Origin of the sequence: Planosporangium spinosum (assembly GCF_049999945.1) — a bacterium.
Lineage (GTDB): Bacteria > Actinomycetota > Actinomycetes > Mycobacteriales > Micromonosporaceae > Planosporangium > Planosporangium spinosum.
The window spans coordinates 303,868-324,909 of sequence record NZ_JBLYUB010000002.1 but is presented as its reverse complement, the minus strand read 5'-3'; the positions used below and the strand labels follow the sequence as shown (position 1 = coordinate 324,909).

At 70.5% G+C, this 21,042-nt stretch carries 17 protein-coding genes and 1 pseudogene; 11 read left to right on the top strand and 7 right to left on the bottom strand.

Features of this window, described 5'->3' with window-relative positions; all coding sequences use genetic code 11:
* The first annotated feature begins 29 nt into the window (after window positions 1–29).
* From gap to ACNTMW_RS04245, 6 genes are all read left to right on the top strand, one after another.
* Entirely contained in the window at window positions 30–1,034 is a 1,005-nt protein-coding gene (gene gap / locus ACNTMW_RS04270) for a type I glyceraldehyde-3-phosphate dehydrogenase (RefSeq protein ID WP_426632010.1), read from the top strand.
* Complete coding sequence (locus ACNTMW_RS04265) at window positions 1,031–2,221, top strand: phosphoglycerate kinase (RefSeq protein ID WP_426632009.1); 1,191 nt, start codon at window positions 1,031–1,033, stop codon at window positions 2,219–2,221. The genes gap and ACNTMW_RS04265 overlap by 4 nt, the downstream gene beginning before the upstream one ends.
* Complete coding sequence (gene tpiA, locus ACNTMW_RS04260) at window positions 2,218–3,000, top strand: triose-phosphate isomerase (RefSeq protein WP_426632008.1); 783 nt, start codon at window positions 2,218–2,220, stop codon at window positions 2,998–3,000. The genes ACNTMW_RS04265 and tpiA overlap by 4 nt, the downstream gene beginning before the upstream one ends.
* Window positions 3,001–3,257: 257 nt before the next feature.
* The gene (locus tag ACNTMW_RS04255) at window positions 3,258–5,084 is read left to right on the top strand and encodes an ABC transporter substrate-binding protein (protein WP_426632007.1); all 1,827 of its coding nucleotides are present in this window, start codon (window positions 3,258–3,260) and stop codon (window positions 5,082–5,084) included.
* A 122-nt stretch (window positions 5,085–5,206) separates the two neighbouring features.
* Window positions 5,207–5,464, top strand: a complete 258-nt coding sequence (gene secG / locus ACNTMW_RS04250; RefSeq protein WP_426632006.1) for a preprotein translocase subunit SecG — start codon at window positions 5,207–5,209, stop codon at window positions 5,462–5,464.
* A gap of 127 nt (window positions 5,465–5,591) precedes the next feature.
* Window positions 5,592–5,933: an RNA polymerase-binding protein RbpA gene (locus ACNTMW_RS04245; RefSeq protein WP_426632005.1), complete on the top strand. Its 342-nt coding sequence runs from the start codon at window positions 5,592–5,594 to the stop codon at window positions 5,931–5,933.
* A gap of 36 nt (window positions 5,934–5,969) precedes the next feature.
* Here the strand turns inward: ACNTMW_RS04245 and pgl are convergent, their stop codons facing one another.
* The 6 genes and pseudogenes from pgl to tkt form a co-directional block, all read right to left on the bottom strand.
* The gene (gene pgl, locus ACNTMW_RS04240; protein WP_426632004.1) at window positions 5,970–6,740 is read right to left on the bottom strand and encodes a 6-phosphogluconolactonase; all 771 of its coding nucleotides are present in this window, start codon (window positions 6,738–6,740) and stop codon (window positions 5,970–5,972) included.
* 241 nt (window positions 6,741–6,981) lie between these two features.
* Window positions 6,982–7,953 (bottom strand): annotated as a pseudogene (locus ACNTMW_RS04235) (glucose-6-phosphate dehydrogenase assembly protein OpcA); the annotation flags it as partial.
* Window positions 7,954–7,969: 16 nt separating this feature from the next.
* On the bottom strand, window positions 7,970–9,487 hold the full coding sequence (zwf, locus tag ACNTMW_RS04230) for a glucose-6-phosphate dehydrogenase (protein ID WP_426632003.1): 1,518 nt from the start codon (window positions 9,485–9,487) through the stop codon (window positions 7,970–7,972).
* Window positions 9,488–9,595: 108 nt separating this feature from the next.
* A complete protein-coding gene (locus ACNTMW_RS04225; RefSeq protein WP_426632002.1) occupies window positions 9,596–11,290 on the bottom strand; it encodes a glucose-6-phosphate isomerase in 1,695 nt (564 codons plus the stop codon).
* A gap of 51 nt (window positions 11,291–11,341) precedes the next feature.
* Window positions 11,342–12,508, bottom strand: a complete 1,167-nt coding sequence (gene tal / locus ACNTMW_RS04220; RefSeq protein ID WP_426632001.1) for a transaldolase — start codon at window positions 12,506–12,508, stop codon at window positions 11,342–11,344.
* 26 nt (window positions 12,509–12,534) lie between these two features.
* On the bottom strand, window positions 12,535–14,583 hold the full coding sequence (gene tkt, locus ACNTMW_RS04215; protein WP_426632143.1) for a transketolase: 2,049 nt from the start codon (window positions 14,581–14,583) through the stop codon (window positions 12,535–12,537).
* A gap of 485 nt (window positions 14,584–15,068) precedes the next feature.
* Here tkt and ACNTMW_RS04210 point away from each other — a divergent pair, with 485 nt between their 5' ends.
* The 3 genes from ACNTMW_RS04210 (at window position 15,069) to ACNTMW_RS04200 (ending at window position 17,634) form a co-directional block, all read left to right on the top strand.
* A complete protein-coding gene (locus ACNTMW_RS04210) occupies window positions 15,069–15,983 on the top strand; it encodes a heme o synthase (RefSeq protein WP_426632142.1) in 915 nt (304 codons plus the stop codon).
* A 413-nt stretch (window positions 15,984–16,396) separates the two neighbouring features.
* Window positions 16,397–16,720 (top strand): hypothetical protein, encoded by a 324-nt coding sequence (locus ACNTMW_RS04205; RefSeq protein ID WP_426632000.1) that lies wholly within the window; start codon window positions 16,397–16,399, stop codon window positions 16,718–16,720.
* Entirely contained in the window at window positions 16,717–17,634 is a 918-nt protein-coding gene (locus ACNTMW_RS04200) for an ATP-grasp domain-containing protein (RefSeq protein WP_426631999.1), read from the top strand. Before ACNTMW_RS04205 ends, ACNTMW_RS04200 begins: the two co-directional genes overlap by 4 nt.
* 70 nt (window positions 17,635–17,704) lie before the next feature.
* Here the strand turns inward: ACNTMW_RS04200 and ACNTMW_RS04195 are convergent, their stop codons facing one another.
* Entirely contained in the window at window positions 17,705–18,685 is a 981-nt protein-coding gene (locus ACNTMW_RS04195) for a COX15/CtaA family protein (protein WP_426631998.1), read from the bottom strand.
* Between the two features lie 137 nt (window positions 18,686–18,822).
* Here ACNTMW_RS04195 and ACNTMW_RS04190 point away from each other — a divergent pair, with 137 nt between their 5' ends.
* Window positions 18,823–19,599 (top strand): helix-turn-helix transcriptional regulator, encoded by a 777-nt coding sequence (locus ACNTMW_RS04190; RefSeq protein WP_426631997.1) that lies wholly within the window; start codon window positions 18,823–18,825, stop codon window positions 19,597–19,599.
* Window positions 19,596–21,017, top strand: coding sequence for a Fe-S cluster assembly protein SufB (sufB, locus tag ACNTMW_RS04185; RefSeq protein WP_426631996.1), 1,422 nt, complete (start codon window positions 19,596–19,598; stop codon window positions 21,015–21,017). Before ACNTMW_RS04190 ends, sufB begins: the two co-directional genes overlap by 4 nt.
* Window positions 21,018–21,042: the final 25 nt, after the last annotated feature.

Sequence of the window (21,042 nt, the reverse complement as noted above, 5' to 3'; positions counted from 1 at the left end):
GCCGGCGACACGGCGAGGAGATGTGTCCTGTGACCATCCGGGTTGGTATCAACGGGTTTGGCCGCATCGGCCGTAACTTCTTCCGCGCGGTTCTCGACCAGCGCGCCGACGTCGAGATCGTGGGCATCAACGACCTGACCGACAACAAGACGCTCGCGCACCTGCTCAAGTACGACTCGCTGTTGGGCAAGCTCGACGCCGAGGTGAGCTACGACGATGAGTCGATCTCCGTCGGGGGCAAGCGGATCAAGACGCAGGCCGAGCGCGACCCCGCCGCTCTGGGCTGGGGTGAGCTGGGCGCCGACATCGTCATCGAGTCGACCGGGCGGTTCACCAAGGCCGACGACGCGCGCAAGCACATCGAGGCGGGCGCCAAGAAGGTCATCATCTCCGCGCCCGCCAAGGGCGAGGACATCACGATCGTGATGGGCGTCAACGACGACAAGTACGACGCCGCCAACCACACCATCATCTCGAACGCGTCCTGCACGACGAACTGCGTCGCGCCGATGGCGAAGGTGTTGCTGGAGAACTTCGGCATCAACAAGGGCCTGATGACGACGATCCACGCGTACACCAACGACCAGGTCATCCTGGACTTCCCGCACAAGGACCTGCGCCGGGCCCGGGCCGCGGCGATCAACATCATCCCGACCACGACCGGTGCGGCCAAGGCCACCAGCCTGGTCATCCCCGAGCTCAAGGGCAAGCTCGACGGCATCGCGATGCGCGTGCCGGTGCCGACCGGCTCGGTCACCGACCTCGTGCTGGAACTGGGTCGGGAGACCACCAAGGACGAGATCAACGCCGCGTTCAAGGCGGCCGCGGACGGTCCGCTCAAGGGGATCCTGCTCTACACCGAGGACCCGATCGTCTCCAGCGACATCGCCAACACCGCGCCGAGCTGCACCTTCGACTCGGAGCTGACCATGGTCAACGGCACCCAGGCCAAGGTCGTCGGCTGGTACGACAACGAGTGGGGCTACTCCAACCGCCTCGTCGACCTGGTGAAGCTGGTGGGTTCGCAGCTGTGAAGACCCTCGACGACCTGCTCCGCGAGGGGGTACGGGGTCGGCGCGTCCTGGTGCGCGCCGACCTCAACGTCCCGCTCGCGGACGGGCGGATCAGCGACGACGGCCGCATCCGCGCGGTGCTGCCGACGTTGACCGCCCTGCGCGACGCGGGCGCCCGCGTGGTGGTCTGCTCCCACCTGGGCCGGCCGAAGGGCGCCCCGGACCCGAAGTACTCGCTGGCGCCGGTCGGCGACCGGATGGCCGAGCTGCTCGGCTCGCCGGTGGCGTTCGCGACCGACACGGTCGGCGAGAGCGCCCGGACGGCCGTCGGCGGCCTCGGTGACGGCGAGCTGGCCCTGTTGGAGAACCTGCGGTTCAACCCGGGGGAGACCAGCAAGGACGACGCCGAGCGCGGCGAGTTCGCCCGTCAGCTGGCGGCGTTCGGTGACTCGTACGTCGACGACGCGTTCGGCGCGGTGCACCGCAAGCACGCCAGCGTGTACGACGTGGCGACGCTGCTGCCGCACTACGCCGGCGGGCTGGTACTGCGTGAGCTGGAGGTGCTGCGCCGGCTCACGAGTGACGACGTGGCCCGGCCGTACGTGGTGGTGCTCGGTGGTTCGAAGGTCTCCGACAAGCTGGCCGTCATCCAGGCCCTGCTGCCCAAGGTGGACAAGCTGCTCATCGGCGGCGGCATGTGCTTCACCTTCCTGAAGGCCCAGGGACACGGCGTGGGCGCGTCGCTGCTGGAGGAGGAGATGGTCGACACCTGCCGCGACCTCCTCGCCCGGGCCGGCGACAAGATCGTGCTGCCGGTCGACATCGTGGCCGCCGACAGGTTCGCCGCGGACGCGCAGACCCGGACGGTACCCGCTGACGCGATCCCGGACGGCTGGCTGGGGCTCGACATCGGCCCGGATTCGGTGCAGGTCTTCTCCGAGGCGCTGGCCGGCGCGAAGACCGTGTTCTGGAACGGCCCGATGGGCGTGTTCGAACTGGCGCCGTTCGCCGCGGGTACCCGCGGGGTGGCCGAGGCGATCACCAAGGTCGACGGCTTCACCGTGGTCGGCGGCGGTGACTCGGCGGCCGCCGTGCGCACGCTCGGTGTCCCGGAGGACGCCTTCGGTCACATCTCGACCGGTGGCGGCGCCTCGCTGGAGTACCTGGAGGGCAAGACGCTGCCCGGTATCGAGGTGCTGGAGTCATGACCCAGTCGGTGTCGCGCCGGCCGTTGATGGCCGGCAACTGGAAGATGAACCTCAACCACCTCGAGGCCATCGCGCTGGTGCAGAAGCTGGCGTTCAGCCTCACCGAGAAGCAGCTCACCGACGTCGAGGTGGTGGTACTGCCGCCGTTCGTCGACATCCGCAGCGTGCAGACGCTCGTCGATGGTGACAAGCTGCTGATCGGGTACGGCGCCCAGGACCTGTCGGCGTACGTGTCCGGCGCGTACACCGGCGAGATCTCCGGCGGCATGCTGGCGAAGCTGGGCTGCCAGTACGTCGTGGTGGGCCACTCCGAGCGGCGGGCGTACCACCACGAGGACGACGCCCTGGTCGCGAAGAAGGTCAAGGCGGCGCTCACCAACGACCTCACGCCCATCCTGTGCGTGGGTGAGGGGCTGGAGGTCCGCGAGGCGGGCGAGCACGTGGCGTACACGCTGGGGCAGCTGGACGCCGCGCTGAAGGGGCTCAAGCCCGACCAGGTGGAGAAGGTCGTCGTGGCGTACGAGCCGGTCTGGGCGATCGGCACCGGTAAGACGGCGACGCCCGAGGACGCCCAGGAGGTGATCGGCGCGCTGCGCGGCCGGATCGCCGAGCGTCACGGCAACACGGCCGACCGGGTGCGGATCCTGTACGGCGGGTCGGTCAAGGCCAACAACATCGCGGCCATCATGGCGCAACCCGACGTGGACGGTGCGCTCGTCGGTGGAGCGAGCATCAACGCCGAGGAGTTCGTCCGGATCTGCCGGTTCCGGGAGCACTAGATCGCTTCTCGGGCCGCCGGTCCGTCCACATCGCATAAGTCCGAAATTGACAGACAAGGCGCGGTCCGGGGGGATCGCGCCTTGTCTGTCATGGACGGTAGGTGACCTAGCGGATGCGCTCAGTCCGGGTCTGACCGGCGTATTTCCGTCCCGGTCCCGGCCCCTTAAAGTGGCGGTCGATCCTTGGACCAGCCCCCTAGCTTCGCGTGACGGAGCGGATCGGGAGACCCGTTCCGCCACGCGCCGTGAGGACAGCGATGCCCGACAGTTCCGCCATCCCGCCCGCCCGGGCCGGCCGGTCGCGCCGGACGACGGCCACCACCGGCGCCCGGTCGCGTCGGACGACGGCCACCACCCGCGCCCGGTCGCGTCGGACGACGGCCATCGCCGTGGCCGTGGCCGTTCTGGCGACGGCCACGGTGGCCGGTTGCGGCCAGGCCGACGCCGGCGAGAAGGTGTCGCCGCCGAAGAAGGGCGGCACCGTCCGCGTCGTGCTCGGCGCGAAGGCCGCGCACCTCGACCCGCAGCGGATCAAGAACGCGACGGAGACGAACCTCAGCCGGCTGACCACCCGGACGCTGACCACGTTCCGCTCCGAGCCGGGCAAGGCGGCCAGCGAGATCGTCGGGGACCTGGCCACCGACACCGGCCGACCCAGCGACGGCAACACGATCTGGGAGTTCACCCTCAAGCCGGCGCTGCGCTGGGAGGACGGCTCCCCGGTCACCTGCGCCGACGTGAAGTACGGCGTGGAGCGCAGCTTCTCCAACCTGTTCCAGGTCGCGATGCCGTATGCCCGGCAGTACCTGCGCGACAACGACGACCCCTACAAGGGCCCGTTCGTCGGCAACAACAACCTGGGTAAGGGGCTGCAGTCGGTCGAGTGCGTCGACCAGAAGACCATCCGGTTCCACCTGAAGATGGCGGTCGGGGACTTCGGGTACACGGTGGCGCTGCCGGTCTTCGCGCCGGTGCCGCCCGCGCAGGACAAGAAGGACGAGTACGACCGCCGGCCGTTCTCCAACGGGCCCTACAAGCTCGACGGCAGCGACGACAAGCAACTGGTCTACGTGCGCAACAAGTTCTGGGATCCGGCGAGCGACGCGGTGCGCAAGGCGTACCCGGAGCGCATCGTCGTCTCCGTCGACCCGGACGTGGCGACCACGACCAACAACCTGATCAACAGCGAGGGTGACTGGGCCGACGCGATCGCGCTGGAGAAGAACGTTGCCGCCCAGTTCGTCCAACAGGTGATCAACGACCCGGCCCTGTCGGCCCGGGCGGTCTCCGGCAGCACCGGCGGCGTCCGGTACTTCGCGATCAACACGCGGACCGTTCCCGACCTGCGTTGCCGGCAGGCGCTGGGGTACGCGTTCAACAAGCGCAAGTACCGCGCGGCGGCCGGCGGGGCGACCTTCGGCGACTTCGCCACCACGATGATCGCGCCCGACCTGGCCGCGCACCGCGACTTCGACCTCTTCGGCAGCCTGGCGCACACCGAGGGCGACCAGGACAAGGCGCTCGCTCTGCGCAAGCAGGCGGCCGACGAGGGCAGGCCCTGCCCCGCCACGGTGAAGCTCGCCTTCCCCGACCAGAAGGACATCCGTCGCCAGGTTGCGACGGTCGTCGAGTCATACCAGCTCATCGGGGTCGAGGTGGTCCTCAACCCGCTCAACCCCGACGACTACTTCGACCTCGTGGGCAACCCGGCCAACGGCAACGACCTGATCTACGGCGGCTGGATCCCGGACTGGGCCAACGGCTCCGCCGTCATCCCGCCGCTGTTCGACGGCCGGCTCATCCCGACCCGGGCGGGCGCCACCAGCAACCTCAACTTCGCGCTGCTCAACGACCCGGAGATCAACTCCCTGATCGACCAGGCGCTGGCGGAGTCGAAGCTGGAGGTGCAGTACAACCTCTGGGGCCAGCTCGACGAGAAGATCCAGGCGAAGGCCGTCACGGTGCCGGTGATCTACATCAAGGCACTGCGGATGGCCGGTGCCAACGTCCGGGGCGGCTTCATTCACCCGCAGTTCGGCCAGCCGGACCTGTGCGCCCTGGGACTGGCCGATCCATCCAAGTGAGCCATTTGGTGTACGCCCGTCCAAGCGAGCCCATGGTGCACGGGACGGGGGCGACCCGGCTATCCTGACAGACGCCGCGATTGCGCCGACCGACGCGCATTACTGAGAGGACCCGCACCGCCATGATGGCGTTCGCCTACACCCTGATCGTGCTGCTCGTCCTGACCAGCATCCTGCTGACCATGCTGATCCTGCTGCACCGCGGCAAGGGCGGCGGCCTGTCCAGCATGTTCGGCGGCGGCGTCTCGTCGAGCCTCGCCGGCTCGTCGGTGGCGGAGCGAAACCTCGACCGTTACACGGTACTTGTCGGGATCATCTGGTTCGCCTGCATCGTCGGCCTGGGCCTCTGGCTGAAGCTGGCGCAGAACGGGGCTTCCTGAACAACCGGATCGTCCTAGACTCGTGAGCGGCCCGTCACCACGGGCCGCTCACCTTTTTGCGCAGTTGCTCCTGCACTCGCGCCGCACCGTGGACGGCGCGCCGCCCCGGACGACAGGAGAAACAGCAGTGGCCAGCGGCAACACCATCCGTGGCAGTCGCGTCGGCTCCGGGCCGGCGCGGTTGACCGAGTATGCCGACGAGGCTCCCCGCCGCACCGTGCGGTACTGGTGCGCGCAGGGCCACGTCACGACTCCCTCGTTCGCCTCCGATGTCGCACCCCCGGCCGAGTGGGAATGCCCGCACTGCGGCTGCCCCGCCGGTCAGGACGCGGACAACCCGCCGGCGCCGCCACGCGCCGAGCCTTACAAGACCCATCTGGCGTACGTCAAGGAGCGCCGCAGCGACTCCGACGCGGCCGTGATCCTCGCCGAGGCGCTGGCCCGTGTGCCGCAGCGTCAAGGCGGATAGGGCCGGGTAACCGCAGCCCGCAGCGGGCCGGTAACCTCAGCGTAGGCTGCGGAAACGCGGCCCGATCTCGCCTGCGGCCGGCCGGTCGAGCAGCCACAGCGTCCGGTCCACGCCGTGCACCCCGGCGGCCGGGACCTGCACCGGGCCGGCGCCGGACAGCGCCAGCCGGACAGCGCTCGCCTTGCCCGGGCCCGACGCGATCAACCACACCTCCTCGGCGGTGTTGATCGTGGGTAGCGTCAGGGTCAGCCGTACCGGTGGCGGTTTGGGCGCCCCGCGGACCGCCGCGACCGGCCGGGTCTCGTACGCCACGGGGTGTTCCGGGAACACCGACGCCACGTGCCCGTCCTCGCCGACACCCAGCAACAGGACGTCGAAGTGGGGCAGCGGGGCCGTGCCGGGCTTCGCCGCCCGCGCCAGCTCGTCGGCGTACCGGGCGGCGGCCGCCTCCGGGTCGGGCCCGTCGGGGCCGTCCGACGCCGGCATCGGATGTACCCGGGCCGGGTCCAGCGGCAGCGCGTCGAGGAGCGCCTGGCGCGCCTGCAGTTCGTTGCGGTCGGGGTCGTCGTGCGGTACGAACCGCTCGTCGCCCCACCACACGTCCACCCGGGACCAGTCCACGGCGTCGCGGGCCGGACTGTCGCGCAACGCCCGGTACACCGCCGCGGCGATGGTGCCACCGGTCAGCACCACGCTCGCCTCGCCCCGCTCGGCCTGGGCGTCGATCAGCCGGACAGCCAGCCGTGCCGCAACCGCCTGGGCGAGCAGGTTCGCGTCCGCGTGCACGATCACGCTGACTTCACTCAAGGAGGCTCCCTCGGTTGGAAAATCGTGGACACGCGGGGCTCTCCAGACCCGCGTGTCCACGATCCGTTGACTACTACGCGGGGCCGCCGACATCGGTGTCGGCGGGCGCCCTGGTGTCCCCGGCGGCTTCGACGTCGCCGCTGGTGCTGGTGGCGCCGGTGACGGTGGTGAGCTCCCCGGCGTCGGTACCGGCGGTGCCGCCGGCGCCGGCGCCCCTGTCGCTGTCCTCCACGTCGGCGGTGTCGGGCCGCTCGGCCAGCGCGGGGTCGTGCCAGACGTGGACCCGGGTGGGCGAGCGGTCGAAGAACCCGTCCCGGCCGGTCGCGGCCGCCAGGGCGGTCGCGTACGTCTGGTCGGCGTCGAGCCGGCGCAGCTCCTCGGCCAGCTCCTCACCCAGCGAGCGGTCGGTCAGCGGCATCGTGCGGTCGGGCAGGCCGGTGCGGCGCACGACGGCACGGCCGTTCTCGCGCTCGATCCGGACCGTCCCACCGTCGGTCATCTCCATCGTCAGGCCGTGCAGGTTCCGGCCCGGTATCTCGCGCACCTCCGGCACCCGGCCCAGGCGCGCGGCCAGCCAGCCACCCATCAGCGCCGCGCTCGGGTCCTTCGCCGGTGCGTCGATGACGATCCGCCTCGGCATGGTGTGCGAGGCATCGAAGACGCTGGCGACGAGGGTGCGCCACGGCGTGATCCGGGTCCAGGACAGGTCGGTGTCGCCCGGGGCGTAGTCGTCGGCCCGCGTCCGCAGCGCGGCGAGGGGGTCGTCGGTCTGCAGGGTGTCGGTGATCCGGCGCTCCGCCACGACGCCGAGCGGGTCGTACGCGATCCGGTCCGGCGGCCCGCACCGCCACCAGGTCACCACCGGCACGTCCGGCGCCAGCAGCGGCATGACCACCGACTCGGCGTGCAGCGCCAGCCGCCCGCGCATCCGCATGACGACCGCCTCGCAGGGCCCCAGCCGCCCGCCCACGACGATCTCCGCGTCGAGACGGGACCGCGCGTGGGTGACCTCGTCGCGCACGACGATCAGTAGCCGGCAGGGGTGCGCGGCCGCGGCCACCGTCGCGGCCGCCTCGGCGTTGCGGACCTCAGTCTCGTCGGCGATCACGATGAGGGTAAGGGCCAACCCGCTCGTCACGCCGCCGGCGGTACGCCGTTCGGCGGCCAACGCCTTGACGACCGCGCTGCCCGTCGTGTCCCAGAGCCCGATCATGACTTCTCCCGGTTGTTCATGCGCGCCGCCAGGCCCGACCATTGCGGGCGAGCATGTCGTCGGCGGCCCGCGGCCCCCACTCGCCGGCCCGGTACGGCTCGGGTTTCGTGCCGACCCACGCATCCTCCAGCGGGTCGACGACCTTCCACCCGGCCTCGACCTCCTCGGCGTCCGGGAACAGCGTCTTGTCGCCCAGCAGGACGTCGAGGATGAGCCGCTCGTACGCCTCCGGGCTGGTGTCGGTGAAGACCTCGCCGTACTGGAAGTCCATCGTGATGTCGCGGACCTCCATCGTCGTCCCCGGCACCTTGGAGCCGAACTTCAGCGTCACGCCCTCGTCGGGCTGCACCCGGATCACCAGCTGGTTGTTGCCGAGCATCTCCACGTCCGACGGCGCGAACGGCAGGTGCGGCGCCTTCTTGAACAGCACCGCGATCTCGGTCACCCGGCGGGGCAGCCGCTTACCGGCGCGGATGTAGAACGGTACGCCCGCCCACCGGCGGTTCTGCACGCCGAGGGTGAGGGCCACGTAGGTCTCGGTCGTCGAGTCGGACGGCACGCCCTCCTCGTCGAGGTACCCGGGTACCCGCTGGCCGGCGACCCAGCCCGGCTGGTACTGCCCGCGTACGGTGTCCCGGGCGATGTCGAGGGGCAGCTTGACCGCCCGCAGCACCTTGAGCTTCTCGGTACGGATCTCGTTGGCCGAGAAGCCGGTCGGCTCCTCCATCGTCACCAGCGACATCAGTTGCAGCAGGTGGTTCTGGACGACGTCGCGGGTGGTGCCGACCTTGTCGTAGAACGCCGCCCGGGTGCCGATGCCGACGTCCTCGGCCATGGTGATCTGCACGTGGTCGACGTACAGCGAGTTCCACACCGGCTCGAACAGGGTGTTGGCGAAGCGCAGCGCCAGGATGTTCTGGACCGTCTCCTTGCCCAGGTAGTGGTCGATCCGGAAGACGTCCTCCGGCGTGAAAGCGTGGTCGACGAGGTCGTTGAGCTGCTTGGCGGACTGGAGGTCGTTGCCGAACGGCTTCTCCACCACGACCCGGCGCCAGCCGCCGGACTTCTGGTTGTCGCTCATGCCCGTGCGCTCGAGCTGCTTGAGTACCACCGGGAACGCCGACGGCGGGATGGACAGGTAGAACGCCGCGTTGCCCTCGATGCCGTGCGTGGTGCGCAGCTCGTCGAGGGTCTCGGCGAGCCGGTCGAACGCCTCGTCGTCGTCGAACGAGCCCGGTACGAACTTGATGTTGCTGCCGAGTCGTTCCCACACCTCTTCGCGCCACGGGGTACGCGCGTGCTCCTGGGCGGCCTTGCGGGCCAGGGTGGCGAAGTCCTCGTCGCCCCAGTCGCGGCGGGCGAAGCCCAGCACGACGAACCCGGGCGGCAGCAGTCCGCGGTTGGCCAGGTCGTACAGAGCCGGGATCAGCTTCTTCCGGGACAGGTCGCCGGTGACTCCGAAGATCACCAGGGCGCACGGCTCCGGGATCCTCGGCAGGCGCCGATCCTGAGGATCACGTAGCGGGTTCTTCATGGTGCCACCTCACCGCTCTGTACGGCACTGCCCCCGCCGCCACCATGGGGCACCGGGGAACGGAGCCTGCCGACTCGCTTGACATGTCCACTCATCTCGTCGGCTCCCTCACGAAACCCAGGGCAGTTCGTCCACGGCGGCGAGCAGCCGCGCCACGCCGGCCGCCCGGTCGGTCAGGTGCAGCCGGACCAGCGGCCGGCCCCGCGCGGCCAGGGCCTCCCGGTCGCCCGCCGCCTGCGCGGCCTGGAGCTGGCCGAACGTGTACGGCCGGTCCGGTACCGGCAGGTCGTCGTCCACCGCACCGGTGATCTGCACGAACGCACCGGTCTGCGGGCCGCCCTTGTGGTACTGACCGCATCCGTGCAGGTACCGGGGTCCCCAGTCGAACGTGACCGGGTGCGAGCTGTCCTTGGCCAGCGCGGCGCGCATCGTCGCGACGTCGGCCGAGGCGACGGGGTCCAGGAACGCCAGCACCGCGAGGTACCCGCCCGGGGGCACGCGGCTGAGCAGCCAGCCCAGCGCCTGGTCCACGGTGGAGGCATGCCCGAGATCGGTGCCGTAAACCTCGACCGGTCCATCGGTGAAGGCCGGCAGTGAGGATTCCGGCCCGCGCTCTCCGCCGGGCGGCCCGGAAGCTTCGTTCTCCATGGGCGGCCCCGACGCCAGGACGCGCCGGGTGTTCTCCTTGCTCTCGGCCACGTTCGGCTCGTCGAACGGGTCGACGTCGAGCAGCCGCCCGACGACCGCCGTGGCGTACTCCCAGGCCAGGAACTGCGCGCCGAGCGGTCCGTTGACCGCGACGTGCGGGGTGATCCCGCCGCCGGGAACCGACTCCGGCGGCAGCGATCCGCCCACGGTGACCGTGAGGACGTCGTCGCCGGTCGTGCCGGGGGAGCCGGGGGACTCGATCACCACCGGCAGGATGCCCCGGCCCTGCTTGCCGGTCGACTCCGCGACGAGCTGCTCGATCCAGGCACCCAGGCCGACGATGCCGGTACCGTCCTCGACCAGGGCGGTCTTGTCGCGCCCGGCGAGCGCGGCGGCGCCCAGGGCGGCGCCGAGCGTCAGCGCCGGGTTGTCGTCCGGGTCGGCCAGCGACCGGGCGAACTCCTCGGCCTGGTCGAGCAGTTCCGCCACGTCGACGCCGGCGAGGGCGGCCGGTACCAGTCCGAAGGCGGTCAGCGCGCTGTACCGCCCACCGACGTCCGGGTCGGCCAGGAAGAGGTTCGCGCCGATCTCGTCGGCGAGGGTTGCCAGGGGCGAGCCCGGGTCGGTGACGATCACGAACCGGGAGGTACCGCCCGGCAGGTCGGCGTCGGTGAACGCCTTCAGGTAGGCCCGCAGCACGCTGTCGGTCTCTATCGTGTCGCCGGACTTGCTGGACACCACGACGACGCTGCTGTCCAGCCGGTCGCCGAGCGCCGCGCGGACCCGGTGCGGGTCGGTGGTGTCCAGGACCGTCAGGTCGACGTCGAGCGTGCGGGTGATGACCTCGGCGGCGCGCGCCGATCCGCCGATACCGGCCAGCACGACGTGGTCGAAGCCCATGCGCTGCAGCTCGTCGCGCAGCTCGGCCAGTCGGGGCAGCAGCTCCCGGCTGCGCCGGAAGGTGTCCAACCAGCCCAGTCGGGTCTTCGCCGTGTTCTCCCCCTGCGGGCCCCACAGCGTCGGGTCGCGGGCGACGAGCCGCTCCGGTACGCGGTCGGCGACGAGCCGGGCGCGCGCGTCTACGGCGCCCGGCACGGCTCTGGCGCCGTAGACGGCGAGCCCGGCCGCCGCCTCGACTTCGAGCAGTCCACTCATGGAAGTGTCTCTTCCGCCGTGTCTACCGACCTCCGCCGTGGACCGTCGGGCTCACTGCTGCGCTTCGGTCTTCGCGCAGCCCGCGGCGGCCTTGCCGGGGTCATCGGCGCCGGACTTCGCGGCCTCCAGCGACTTGGTGACGCCGTCGAGCAGCTCGGTCCAGCTCGCCGCGAACTTCTCCACGCCCTCGCGCTCCAGGGTGTTGACCACGTCGTCGTAGTCGATGCCGAGCCGCGCGAGGTCGTCGAGCACCTTGCGGGCGTCGTCGTAGTACGGGGTGATGGTGTCACCCCGTACCTCGCCGTGATCGGCGAAGGCGTGGATGGTCGGCTCCGGCATCGTGTTGACCACGCCCGGCGCGACGAGCTCCTCGACGTACATGACGTCGCGGTACTCGGGGTTCTTGGTCGACGTCGACGCCCACAGCGGGCGCTGCGGACGGGCACCCGCGTCGGCGAGGGCCTGCCAGCGGTCGGTGCCGAAGACCTTCTCGTACCGCTGGTACGCCAGCCGGGCGTTCGCGATCGCGGCCTTGCCCTTCAGCTCCCGGGCCTCCGGGCTGTCGATCTTGTCGAGGCGCTTGTCGACCTCGCTGTCGACCCTGGACACGAAGAAGGACGCCACCGAGCCGATCGTGGCCAGGTCGTGGCCGTTGGCCTTCGCCTGCTCCATCCCGGTCAGGAACGCCTCCATGACCTGCTCGTAGCGCTCGAGGCTGAAGATCAGCGTCACGTTCACGCTGATCCCCTGGGCGAGCGCGGCGGTGATCGCCGGCAGCCCCTCCAGGGTGGCCGGGATCTTGATGAACAGGTTCGGCCGGTCCACCAGCCACCACAGCGCCTTGGCCTCGGCCGCGGTGCGGTCGCTGTCCTTGGCCAGCCGCGGGTCCACCTCGATCGAGACCCGGCCGTCGATGCCCTTGGAGACCTCGTACGACGGGTGCATGACGTCGCAGGCCCAGCGCACGTCGTACGTGGTCAGCAATCGGGTCGCCTCTTCGAGTTCGACGCCACGCGCGGCCAGGTCCTTGATCTGCTCGGCGTAGACGTCGGCGTCGCTGAGCGCCTTGGCGAAGATGGTGGGGTTGGTCGTGACACCGGACACGTGGCATTCGCGCCGCAGCTTGTCCAGCCCGCCGGTGACGAGTCGCTCGCGGGAGAGGTCGTCCAGCCAGATCGCCACCCCGGCCGCCTGCAACTGTGCCAGCCTGTCGGTCATCGTTGCTCCTCGTAACTTCCGTCGTCTCAGTTGCCGGTCGTCTCGCCCTTGATCGCTCCGCAGCGCGCCATCGCGGCGTGCGCCGCTGCTACAACCCGGTCCGGGGTGAAGTCGAACTGCTCGTACAGCACCTTGTACGGCGCACTGGCCCCGTAGTGTTCAAGGCTCACGCATTCGCCGCAGTTGCCGACGAGGTCGCGCCAGGACATCGCGATGCCGGCCTCGACGCTGACCCGGGCCCGCACCCCGGAGGGCAGGACCTCCTGCTGGTACGCGCGGTCCTGGGCGCGGAACCACTCCTGGCACGGCATCGACACCACGCGGGTGGGTACGCCGTCGGCCTCCAGTCGCTCGCGCGCGGCGAGGCAGAGGTGGACCTCCGAGCCGCTGCCCATGAGGATCACCTCGGGCTGACCGTTGGAGGCGTCGACCAGGACGTACCCGCCGCGCGCCACGCCCTCGGCCGACGCGACCGTGGTCCGGTCGAGGGTCGGCACGTTCTGGCGGGTCAGACACAGGGCGGTGGGCCGGTCGGTGTGCCCCAGCGCCATCCGCCACGCCCACACGGTCTCGTTGGCGTCGGCCGGCCGCACCACGTCGAGGCCGGGGATGGCCCGCAGCGCGGTCAGGTGCTCGACCGGCTGGTGGGTCGGGCCGTCCTCGCCGAGGCCGATCGAGTCGTGCGTCCACACGTAGATCGGCGGCACCTTCATCAGGGCCGCCAGCCGGACCGACGGGCGCATGTAGTCGCTGAAGACCAGGAACGTGCCGCCGTAGGGGCGGGTCGGGCCGTGCAGCACGATGCCGTTGAGGATCGCGCCCATGCCGTGCTCGCGGACGCCGAAGTGCAGGGTACGGCCGTACCAGCTACCCGGGAACGCCTTGGTGGCGTGCTCCGGAGGCACGAACGACGGCTCGCCCTCGATCGTGGTGTTGTTGCTCTCGGCCAGGTCGGCCGAGCCGCCCCACAGCTCCGGCAGCACCGGCCCGATGGCGTTGAGGACCTTGCCCGACGCGGCCCGGGTGGCCAGGCCCTTCTCGTCCGCGGGGAACTCCGGCAGCTGCTCGGTCCAGTTCGGCGGCAGCTTCCGCTGCGTCAGCCGGTCGAGCAGGGCCGCCCGGTCCGGGTTGGCCTCGCGCCAGGCATCGAAGGACTTCTCCCACTCGGTGTGGAGTTCCCTACCGCGCTCGATGGCCTCCCGCGAGTGCTTCAGGACGTCCTCGTCGACCTGGAACGTCCGCTCCGCGTCGAAGCCCAGGATCTTCTTGGTCGCCGAGACCTCCGCGGGGCCCAGCGCCGAGCCGTGCGACTTGCCGGTGTTCTGCTTGTTCGGCGCCGGCCAGGCGATGATGGTGCGCAGGTTGATGAACGAGGGCCGGTCGGTCTCGGCCTTGGCCGCCTCGAACGCCCGGTACAGCGCCTCGACGTCCTCGTGGTACTCGTCGCCGTCGGCGCCCCGCCAGTCGACGTGCTGCACATGCCAGCCGTAGGCGTCGAAGCGCTCGGAGATGTTCTCCGACAGCGCGATGTTGGTGTTGTCCTCGATCGAGATCTGGTTGTTGTCGTAGACCACGATCAGGTTGCCCAGCTTGAGGTGGCCGGCGAGCGAGCCCACCTCGTGGCTGATGCCCTCCTCCAGGTCACCGTCGGAGCAGAAGGCGTAGATGAAGTGGTCGAACGGGCTCTCGCCGCGCGGGGTGTCGGGGTCGAACAGTCCGCGCTCGCGGCGGGCCGCCATCGCCATGCCGACCGCGTTGCCCAGGCCCTGCCCCAGCGGGCCGGTGGTGGTCTCGACGCCGACGGTGTGGCCGAATTCGGGGTGGCCCGGGGTCAGCGAGCCCCACTGGCGCAGTTGCTGCAGGTCCTGCAGGCTCAGCCCGTATCCGGACAGGAAGAGCTGGATGTAGAGGGTGAGGCTGGAGTGCCCCATCGACAGGACGAAGCGGTCCCGACCCAGCCAGTGCGGGTCCGTCGGGTCGTGTCGCAGCACCCGCTGGAAGAGCAGGTAGGCTGCGGGAGCCATGCTCATCGCCGTACCTGGGTGGCCGCTGCCGGCCTCCTCGACCGCGTCCATGGCCAGGACGCGGACCGTGTCGACCGCGCGGCGGTCGAGGTCGGACCAGTTCAGCTGAGTCACGTCGGTGCTGCTCCTTCGGGGTCCGTGTCGGCGCGTCCTTCGAGGTCCGCGAGGGGCGCGCGGCGCGCGTGGTGAGCCGTCATAGATCACCCTACCCATCCGGCGGAGAGGCAAAGCACCGGTCGGCCAGTTATCGCCCATGGCTGCGTAAACCGGTGCCACCGGTCGGGGGTGTGACCTGCCCCGCAATGCCCGGCGGGGCGACATGTTCCGCGTACGCAGCGTGTTCTACGATGCGTTGTCTTCACACTGTGCGGTCGTCGGGGACGCCCCGCCCGCCAAGCCGATGCCGGAAGGTGGCAACCCCGCGTGACATTTCCGCCAGTTCGGGCAGCACTCCGAGGGCGGCAGCGGTGAGCACCCTCGCTGACCGTGCCCGGTCCACCGCCGAGTCGGCGGCCCGTACGCCGGTGGAGACGCCGCTGCGGCCGACCGTCATCCGGGACGTGGTCCCGCCCCGTCCGCGGCCCATGGCCGTGGTCAAGTCTTACGTGGCGCTGACCAAGCCCCGCATCGTGGAGCTGCTGCTGGTCACCACGGTGCCGGCGATGCTCCTCGCCGAGCGCCGGGTGCCGTCGCTGTGGCTGGTGCTCGTGACGTTGGTCGGCGGCGCGCTCGCGGCTGGCGCCGCCAACGCGCTGAACTGCTACATCGACCGCGACATCGACCCGTTGATGCGGCGTACGTCGAAGCGGCCGCTGCCGGCGCACACGATCGCGCCCCGGTCGGCCCTGCTGTTCGGGTTGACGCTCGCGGTGCTCTCGGTGGCGCTGATGGCGGCCTTCACCAACCTGCTCGCCGCGGCGCTCACCGCGATCGCGATCGCCTACTACGACCTCGTCTACACGCTGTGGCTCAAGCGCACGACGCCGGCCAACACGTTCTGGGGCGGCGTCTGCGGTGCGATGCCGGTGCTGATCGGTTGGGCCGCCGTGACCGGCAGCCTGGCGTGGCCGGCGTGGGCGATGTTCGCCGTGATCTTCCTGTGGCAGCCGCCGCACTTCTGGGCGCTGGCGATCCCGTGCAAGGACGACTACGCCCGGGCCGGTATTCCGATGCTTCCGGTCGTCGCCTCGATGCGGCGGGTCGGGCTGGAGATCGTCATCTACAGCTGGTTGATGGTCGCCGCGTCGCTCGCGCTCTGGCCGCTGGGCATGAGCGTCGGGTACGGGGTGACCGCGGTCGTCATCGGCGCGCTGTTCCTGCTGGAGGCGCACCGGGTGTACGCGCGGGCCCGTCGTGACGAACCGGTCAAGCCGATGCGCCTGTTCCACTGGTCGACGACGTACCTGACAATCCTGTCCGTCGCCATCTCGGTCGACGCGCTGGTCCACTGATCCACTGAGCCGGCCCACCGGCGCAGCCCCCAGCCGGGGACCGCGCCGGTGGGCCGTGTCGTATCCGCTCCGGCTCACCGCGCCACCCGCACCGCGGTGACCCGGCCGGCCGGACGGTCCGATCGGTCGCGACGCGGCCCGACACGCCGATGCGCGGTGCGACGGACCGTCTCGGCGCACCATAAGTACAATATGTCCACTTAGTTGCAAATCACCGTAGTTCACATCGTGGTGATCACCTCTCGTGTTGTATCTGTCGCAGATACGACACGCCATCGCGGCTATTTATAGCCGTATCGCCCGAAATTTCGATCGCCACATTCCTAAACGCGCTGGCCGAATAGAGTAAGAGTCATCACAAACGGTCTCGCGTTTGTGACCGTTGGATGATCCCGGCGGCTACGGTGTCCTCCATGGCAGATGGTTCCGATACGACGATGACCCTTGATCCGTCGGTGCCCGTCGAGCTGATCGACGGGCTCCGGTCGTTCGCAGGCGACCACGGCGGCGCCAAGGCTGTCATCGAGTACGTCGGGCGGCGCGGTGCTCGCATCGTGCTCGTCGGGACGGACGGCACCTGGGGTGACCAGTTCGCCGTCAGTACCGATGTGGCCCGGCAGGCATGCGGCAAGGCCGGCGTCGAGGTCGAGAACGCGTGGGAGCGGGAGCTGATCGAGCAGATGCGTCCGAGCAACGACCTCTGGCGTTCGATGGGGCGACGGTCCCTCGCACGATGACCGAAAGGAACACACCCCCTGGAGCGACCCGGACCGGTGTCCGGGTCGCCCTTGTTACCTGCGCCGAACTGCCCGAACTGGAGGACGACGACCGCCTCGTCATCGAACCTCTCGCCGCCCGGGGCATCGACGCCGAGCCGGCGGTCTGGGACGACCCGACGGTCGACTGGGCCGCCTTCGACCTGGCCGTGCTGCGCTCGCCCTGGGACTACGTCGACCGGCGCGAGCGGTTCGTCGAGTGGGCCGGACGGGTGCCCCGGTTGGCCAACCCGGCCGACGTGGTCGCCTGGAACACCGAGAAGACCTACCTGGAGCGCCTGGCGGCCGACGGCGTGCCGGTCGTGCCCACCGACTGGGTGCGGCCCGGCGAGACCTGGGAAGCGCCGGGTGCGGGCGAGTACGTGGTGAAGCCGGCGGTCGGCGCGGGCAGCCGCGACGCCGGCCGGTACGACCTCGCCTATCCAGGCCAGCGTGACCTGGCCGCCGCCCATGTGGCGCGGTTGCAGGCCGCCGGCCGGCTGGTCATGGTGCAGCCCTACCTCGCGGCGGTCGACACCGACGGCGAGACCGGCCTGCTGTTCCTCGGTGGCGAGTTCAGCCACGCGATCCGCAAGGGCGCGATGCTGGAAGGGCCGGACCCGGCCGGATCCGGTGAGCGGCCGCCGGGGCTGTACCGGCCGGAGCGCATCGAGGCGCGGCGGCCGTCACCGGCCCAGCGGGAGGTGGCGGAGAAGGTCCTCGCCGCCATCCCGGGCGGCGCCGAGCGCCTCCTGTACGCCCGCGTGGACCTCATCCCAGGTCCGGACGGCTCGCCGGTGCTGGTCGAACTGGAGCTCACCGAGCCGTCGCTGTTTCTGGACCGGGCGGACGGCGCGGCCGAGCGGTTCGCGGAAGCGATCGCCCGCCGCCTGTGACGAATCCATGATCACGGAACGTTTTCCGCGCCGAGGCACGGACAACGTTCCGTGATCATGCGCGAGTGGGCTACGACCGGGGGCGGGCCAGCGCCGGCGGCAGCGAGCCCGAGGCGTCGGTCGGCTTGCGGGCCGGAACGGCGGCTCCCGCCGGGGCCCCGGCCGTGACCGGCGCCGGGCGGGCCGCCTCCAGGACCGCCAGGGCGGCCACCCACACCACGGCGGCGCCCACCATGTGCAGCCCGACCGCCAGCGCGGGCAGGTGCGTGAAGTACTGCACGAAGCCGATGGCTCCCTGGGCCAGCTCCGTCCAGATCAGCCAGGCGGCTGCCCGACGGACCCGGTCCGGCGCGCCGACGGCGCGCAGCGCGTACCACAGCGCCACCGACAGGCCGAGCAGCAGGAACACCAGGTCGGCGTGGAGCTGGGACATCTCCTGCGGGTCCAGGCCGGTACGCCGGGCGCCCGCGTCGCCGGCGTGCGGGCCGCTGCCGGTGACCACGGTCCCGACCGCCAGGACCGCCACCGCGACGACCGCGGTCAGCCGGGCCAGCGCCGACAGCGGCCGGGCGAGCGCGGCGCCGGCCGGCGCGCCGCCGGTGCGCACCCAGAGCTGGTAGGCCGCGGCGATGACCGCCATGGAGGCGAGGAAGTGCAGGCCGACCACCCACGGGTTGAGGTTGGTCAGCACGGTGATGCCGCCGATCACGGCCTGGGCCGGGATCTGGGCCAGGACCAGGACCGACCACAGGGTCAGCGGGCGGCTCCGCGGGCGCTGGCAGAGCGCGGCGAGTACGCAGGCCAGGGCGAGCAGGCCCACGACGAAGGTGAGCGTCCGGTTGCCGAACTCGATCACGCCGTGCACGCCCATCGCGGCGGTCGTCGTGTACGACGCGTCGGTGCAGCGCGGCCAGGTCGGGCAGCCGAGGCCGGAACCGGTCAGCCGGACCGCGCCACCGGTGCCCACCAGGACGATGTTGGCGACCAGGGAGGCGAGGGCGAGGCGGCGAAGCAGGGCGGGCGTGCCGAGAATTCGGCGGATCGAGCTCACCTGGCGATCGTACTGACCTCGGCCGCGGTGACCACGTGACGGCCGTGACGGCCACGCTCCGTAGCCGGAGGATCAGTGGCCCGGGTCACCGGGGCACCGGTTTGCACCCCGGGAAGGAAATACGTAACACTGGTGTTGTGAAAAACGCGGCCGTGCTCCCCGAGCGCGCCGGAGCCTCCGGGCAGGACACCGTGCCTGACCGGGACCCGGCCGACGGGCGCACCCGCGACCGCGTCGCCCAGCTGCTGCTGCAGTACGGGTCGGCGACCACCAGCGAGCTGAGCGAGGCCCTCGGGCTGAGCTGCGCGGCGATCCGCCGTCACCTCGACGCCATGCTCAGCGACGGCCTGGTCGAGGCACGGGAGCAGCCGGTCCGCGGCCCGCGCGGGCGCGGCCGACCGGCCAGGATCTTCTCGTTGACCGAGAGCGCCCGCGAATCCTTCCCGCACACCTACGACGACCTCGCCTCCGCGGCGCTGCGCTGGATCGCCCAGCACGGCGGGCCGGCGGCGGTGAGCGCCTTCGCCGCGGCCCAGGTCGCGGCGCTGGAGGAGCGGTGCCGGGCGGCGATGCGCGAGGCCGGTGACGACCCCATCGCGCGGGCGCAGGCGTTGGCCGGCGCGCTGACCGCCGAGGGGTACGCTGCCGGGGCGTCGGCGATCGCGTCCGGCGGCCAGCTCTGCCAGCACCACTGCCCGGTGGCACACGTGGCCGCCGAGTTCCCGCAGCTGTGCGAGGCCGAGACCCAGGTGATCTCCCGGCTCGTGGGCACGCACGTGCAGCGACTGGCGACGATCGCCAACGGTGACGGGGTGTGCACCACGCACATCCCGACTCGCCGGGTGCCGCACCGATCCGGCACCGACCAGCCAGATCACGACATGACCGATCCGATCGTGAGGACCGCCCGATGACCGAACAAATAACCGAGCCGATGGACCAGCTTGCCGGTCTCGGCAAGTATGAGTACGGCTGGGCCGACTCGGACGTCGCCGGTGCCTCGGCGCGTCGCGGCCTCAACGAGGATGTCGTCCGCGACATCTCGGCCAAGAAGAACGAGCCGGAGTGGATGCTCGACCTGCGGCTCAAGGGACTGCGGCTGTTCGGCCGCAAGCCCATGCCGGCCTGGGGCGCCGACCTGTCCGGGATCGACTTCGACAACATCAAGTACTTCGTCCGCTCGACCGAGAAGCAGGCGGCGAGCTGGGACGACCTGCCCGCCGACATCAAGAACACGTACGACAAGCTGGGCATCCCGGAGGCCGAGAAGCAGCGGCTGATCGCGGGTGTCGCGGCCCAGTACGAGTCCGAGGTCGTCTACCACAAGATCAACGAGGAGTTGGAGCGGCAGGGCGTCCTCTTCCTGGACACCGACACGGCGCTCAAGGAGCACCCGGAGCTGTTCAAGGAGTACTTCGCCACCGTCATCCCGGTCGGTGACAACAAGTTCGCCTCGCTCAACACGGCCGTCTGGTCGGGTGGCTCGTTCATCTACGTGCCGAAGGGCGTGCACGTGGAGATCCCGCTGCAGGCGTACTTCCGGATCAACACCGAGAACATGGGCCAGTTCGAGCGGACGCTGATCATCGTCGACGAGGGCGCGTACGTGCACTACGTCGAGGGCTGCACCGCGCCGATCTACTCGTCGGACTCGCTGCACTCGGCGGTCGTCGAGATCATCGTCAAGAAGAACGCCCGGTGCCGGTACACGACGATCCAGAACTGGTCGAACAACGTGTACAACCTGGTCACCAAGCGCGCCGTCTGTGAAGAGGGCGCCACGATGGAGTGGATCGACGGCAACCTCGGCTCCAAGGTGACGATGAAGTACCCGGCCGTCTACATGTACGGCGAGCACGCCAAGGGCGAGGTGCTCAGCGTCGCCATGGCCGGCGAGGGTCAGCACCAGGACGCGGGCGCCAAGATGGTGCACGCCGCGCCGCACACCTCGTCGAGCATCATCTCCAAGTCGATCGCCCGGGGCGGCGGCCGCACCAGCTACCGCGGCCTGGTCCAGGTGCTCGAGGGCTCGCACCACTCGAAGTCCACGGTCAAGTGCGACGCGCTGCTGGTCGACGCGATCTCGCGGTCGGACACGTACCCGTACGTCGACGTGCGCGAGGACGACGTCGCGATGGGCCACGAGGCGACCGTCTCCAAGGTCAGCGAGGACCAGCTCTTCTACCTGATGAGCCGCGGCATGACCGAGGACGAGGCCATGGCGATGATCGTGCGCGGGTTCATCGAGCCGATCGCCAAGGAACTGCCGATGGAGTACGCGCTCGAGCTGAACCGGCTGATCGAACTGCAGATGGAGGGAGCTGTCGGCTGACGCCGACAGCTGGATCTGGCCGGGT

Coding starts and splice junctions, on each gene's coding strand:
- tpiA (WP_426632008.1), top strand. CDS start 2,218: ATGACCCAGTCGGTGTCGCGCCGGCCGTTGATGGCCGGCAACTGGAAG.
- ACNTMW_RS04255 (WP_426632007.1), top strand. CDS start 3,258: ATGCCCGACAGTTCCGCCATCCCGCCCGCCCGGGCCGGCCGGTCGCGC.
- secG (WP_426632006.1), top strand. CDS start 5,207: ATGATGGCGTTCGCCTACACCCTGATCGTGCTGCTCGTCCTGACCAGC.
- zwf (WP_426632003.1), bottom strand. CDS start 9,487: ATGAAGAACCCGCTACGTGATCCTCAGGATCGGCGCCTGCCGAGGATC.
- ACNTMW_RS04225 (WP_426632002.1), bottom strand. CDS start 11,290: ATGAGTGGACTGCTCGAAGTCGAGGCGGCGGCCGGGCTCGCCGTCTAC.
- tal (WP_426632001.1), bottom strand. CDS start 12,508: ATGACCGACAGGCTGGCACAGTTGCAGGCGGCCGGGGTGGCGATCTGG.
- tkt (WP_426632143.1), bottom strand. CDS start 14,583: ATGGACGCGGTCGAGGAGGCCGGCAGCGGCCACCCAGGTACGGCGATG.
- ACNTMW_RS04205 (WP_426632000.1), top strand. CDS start 16,397: ATGGCAGATGGTTCCGATACGACGATGACCCTTGATCCGTCGGTGCCC.
- ACNTMW_RS04200 (WP_426631999.1), top strand. CDS start 16,717: ATGACCGAAAGGAACACACCCCCTGGAGCGACCCGGACCGGTGTCCGG.
- sufB (WP_426631996.1), top strand. CDS start 19,596: ATGACCGAACAAATAACCGAGCCGATGGACCAGCTTGCCGGTCTCGGC.